Annotated in this window: 3 protein-coding genes; all 3 read left to right on the top strand. The window is 71.3% G+C overall.

The annotated features are described in order from the left end of the window. A partial coding sequence (locus tag E1286_RS46650; protein WP_187368336.1) for a GyrI-like domain-containing protein occupies nt 1-232 on the top strand: 232 nt, incomplete at its 5' end. A 107-nt stretch (nt 233-339) separates the two neighbouring features. Next, nucleotides 340-882 carry an ATP-binding protein gene (locus tag E1286_RS46655; protein ID WP_132623766.1) on the top strand — a complete coding sequence of 181 codons (543 nt, stop codon included), beginning with the start codon at nt 340-342 and terminating at the stop codon, nt 880-882. Between the two features lie 187 nt (nt 883-1,069). Further along, nucleotides 1,070-3,193: ATP-binding protein (locus E1286_RS46660; protein WP_132623768.1), on the top strand; the 2,124-nt coding region annotated here is incomplete at its 3' end.

Here is a 3,193-nt window from a genome sequence, read left to right on the forward strand (position 1 = left end):
GGGTGGGGGTGCGGTGGATCGGGTGCGGGTGTCGGTGTTCACGGAGGGGGAGTGTGTGCAGGTGGTGCATGAGGGGCCGTACAGCGAGGAGCATGTGTCGTTGAAGGTGATGGAGGAGTTCATGGCGGCGCGTGGTCTGGTGGTGAACGGGCCGCATCATGAGGTTTATCTGACGCCGTTCACGGATCCTCGGCCGCGGACGGTGTTGCGGCAGCCGGTGCGTCCTGGGTAGTGGAAATTAGGTAGCTGTATGGGGATTTTTGTCCTCTTTCTGTGGTGTGGTTGCGGGCAGGCTGACGGTGGTGAAGCGATATCCGCCGACCAGCGAGGACGATCAGCATGTGCCATGATCAGCCTGCCCGCCTGTCCATGGACGACGGAGACCGCGACAGGTGCCCTCCGCAGGCGCGCCAGGACACGTGCCGGAGCACCACGACGGCGCAGGGCGCCGACGAGCAGCAGCCGGAGGACTGCTCCGTGGCGGGGGCGACGTGGACGTTGCCGCCGTGGCCGGTGTCGGTGACGTGGGCGCGTCATCTGGTGCGCGGTCAGTTGCTGGTGTGGGGCTGGAGCCAGGCGTGCGATGTGGCTGAGCTGCTGGCCAGTGAACTGGTGACGAACGCGGTGCGGCACGCGGCGGGGCTGGTGCTGCTGACGCTGTGGGTGGTCGACGGGGTGTTGCGCTGCGAGGTCGGTGACGGCTCTCAGCAGCTGCCGGTGCGGCACGCGGCCGCCGAGGACGACGAGGGCTGGCGAGGGCTGGCGCTGGTGGAGGAGCTGTCGGCGGCGTGGGGCACTTCCGCTACCCGGTGGGGCAAGGTCGTGTGGTTCGAGATGCCGTTGTCCGGCGGGCCGTGTGAACGGGCCGCGGCTTTCGGGTAGGGGCGGACGGTCAAGGGTCGGCGGCGGGCTGGTCAAGGCCTGGCCGCTGCCGCGTCATGCGCTGTCCAAATATCGCCGTGGCTTCTTGACCGGCATCCCCACGGGCGGTGACCTGCGCATACTCTGGGTGCCTACGTCGGGGTGACGGCGCTCATGGTGACCCGCCGGCCTCGTCGTACGAGACACGATGACTGCGGGGACGACCAACGCCTCCCGGGGGCGCCACAACGACAGGCTTCCGGCCGAGGTGACCAGTTTTGTCGGGCGTCGGCACGAGGTGGCCGAGGTCAGGCAGCTGCTGGCCGCGTCCAGGGTGGTGACGCTGGCCGGCATGGGCGGGGTGGGCAAGACGCGGCTGGCGTTGCGGGCCGGTCATGAGATGCGGCGCGCCTTCCGCGACGGGGTGTGGCTGGTGGAGCTGGCCTCGCTGTCGTGCCCGGGGTCGCTGGCGCACGCGGTGGCCGAGGCGCTGGAGATCCGCGACGAGACGACGGATCCGCGGCTGGCGGTGGTGGCCGAGTATCTGCGCGGCAAGCAGGCGCTGATCATTCTGGACAACTGCGAGCATCTGCTGGACGCGTGCGCGGTGTTGGCGGAGACGTTGCTGCGGGCGGCGCCTGAGGTGCGGATCCTGGCCACCAGCCGGCAGGCGCTGGGCATCGCGGGGGAGCAGGCGCTGGCGGTGCCGCCGCTGTCGCTGCCGGGCGAGGATGAGTCGTCGTCGGTGGAGGAGCTGACGCAGAACGAGGCGGTGCGGCTGTTCGCCGAGCGGGCGCGGGCGGTGCTGCCGTCGTTCGCCGTCACCGAGGACAACGGCGAGGTGGTGCGCAGGATTGTGCGCCGCCTGGACGGGTTGCCGCTGGCGATCGAGCTGGCGGCGGTGCGGTTGCGGGCGTTGTCGCCGCGGCAGCTGCTGGAACGGCTGGATGACCGTTTTCGCCTGCTGACGGCGGGGTCCAGGGCCGTGCTGCCCCGGCACCGGACGTTGCGGGCGCTGATCGACTGGAGTTACGGCCTGTGTTCGGACAAGGAACGGCTGCTGTGGCAGCGGGCGTCGGTGTTCGCCGACGGCTTGGATCTGGAGGCGGCGGAGGCGGTCTGCTGCGGGGACGGGATCGCCCGCGAGGAGGTCGTCGACCTGGTGATCGGCCTGGTGGACAAGTCCGTGCTGCTGCGCGAGGACCACGCGGACGGCGGCGTACGGTATCGGATGCTCGACACGTTGCGGGCCTTCGGCTGGGAGCACCTGGCCTTCGCCGGCGGGCGGGAGGCGTTGCGGGCCCGGCACGCCGGTTATTACCGCGAGCTGGCGGCGCGGGCGCGGGAGAAGTTGTTCGGGCCGGCGCAGCTGGCGTGGTTCCGGCGGTTGCAGGCCGAGCATGCGAACCTGCGCGCGGCGCTGGAGTGGTCGTTCGGGACGCCGGGCCAGTACGGCGCCGGCGTGGTGATGTCGGCCGACCTGCTGTATCACTGGATCACCAGTTATTACCTGGCCGAGGGCCGGTACTGGCTGGAGCGGGCGCTGGCGAGTGGTGCGGGCCCGCCGGCCGAGCGCGGGCGGGCGTTGTGGGCGGCGGCGTGGCTGGCGCTGGTGCAGGCGGACGTGCCGGCCGCGCACGCGATGCTGCGGGAGGGCCGCCGCATCGGTGAGCGGCTGGGCGATGAGTCGCTGCTGGGTTTCGTGACGATGTTCTGCGGGATGGCCGCCATGGTCGAGGGCCGGCCGCGGGAGGCGATCGTGTGCTACCGGCAGGCTCTGGAGCTGCACCGTGTCTCGGGTGATCCGGTGGCGTTGGCGCTGACGTTGACGCGGTTGTCGCTGGCGCATTCGTTCCTGGGGGAGTCGGCTCGGGCGGTGGCGGCGGCGCAGGAGTGCCTGGCGGTGTGCGAGGCGTACGGTGAGCGCTGGCACAAGGCGTACACGCTGACGGCGCTGGGTGTGGAGCTGTGGCGGCAGGGTGAGCTGGAGCGGGCCACGGAGCTGGAGCGGGCGGGCCTGGACTACAACCGGTCGATGGGCGATGTGCTGGGTGAGGCGCTGACGATCGAGGTGCTGGCGTGGATCGCGGCTTCGCGCCGGGAGTACCAGCGGGCGGCGCGGCTGCTGGGCGTGGTGAGTGGTGTGTGGGGGATGGTGGGGGCGGCGTTGTCCGGGTACGGGCATCTGGCCGGTTACCACGACGCCTGTGAGCGGCGTACGCGTGAGGCGCTGGGCGGTGTGGCGTTCGAGGCGGCGGTGCGGCGTGGCGCGGGGATGGAGCGTGCGGAGGCGGTGGCGTACGCGCTGCGGGAGGGGCGGGCCGCTCCGGAC

Source organism: Nonomuraea terrae (assembly GCF_004348995.1).
GTDB classification, from domain to species: domain Bacteria; phylum Actinomycetota; class Actinomycetes; order Streptosporangiales; family Streptosporangiaceae; genus Nonomuraea; species Nonomuraea terrae.

Bases quoted from the DNA above. Each gene is read 5' to 3' on its own strand.
- E1286_RS46655 (WP_132623766.1), top strand. From the start codon at position 340: ATGTGCCATGATCAGCCTGCCCGCCTGTCCATGGACGACGGAGACCGC.